Source organism: Blautia sp. DFI.1.216, assembly GCF_020594215.1.
Classification (GTDB): domain Bacteria; phylum Bacillota; class Clostridia; order Lachnospirales; family Lachnospiraceae; genus Blautia_A; species Blautia_A wexlerae.
On the sequence record NZ_JAJDML010000183.1, the window covers coordinates 1 to 451 of the forward strand.

Annotated in this window: 1 protein-coding gene; it reads left to right on the forward strand. The window is 42.6% G+C overall.

What is annotated here, in order from left to right:
- Positions 1 to 393: hypothetical protein (locus LJE11_RS19350; RefSeq protein WP_227296429.1), on the forward strand; the 393-nt coding region annotated here is incomplete at its 5' end.
- Between the last annotated feature and the right edge of the window lie 58 nt (positions 394 to 451).

Genomic DNA, 451 nt, shown 5'->3' on the forward strand with positions numbered 1-451 from the left:
CACAGCCTTGGCAAGCCATCGCGCAGCGATTTTGTTCAATTTGAATTTGTGGAGGTGATCTACATGGCAAAACACGAGTTTGGAATTATGATGGATGCTCCTCAGCAGGGCAAGCGATATGACGAGTATGAGCCGTGGAAATATGCCTGTATTTCTGTTGATGACGCCTATTTGGAAGGCGTTGTCGAAAGGCTTACATCCATTGACTTCTATTGGCATACACTTTCCGTCAAAGGCAAAGGGCTTGCATACTGTGGTGTTACACTTGTTCCACCTTGTTCGCTAAAGGCATTTATTGATGTCATTGCAGATAATTCTGAACTATCCGAACTGAAAAAGCTGTTAGAAAAGGCATTAAGCAATAACAAGTGGGTAATTCATTACGGACTCTGATAGAGACAAATCGTTAAGGAAAGAATCGAAGGTGGTGCAAACGAAAAAGCAGTATGGA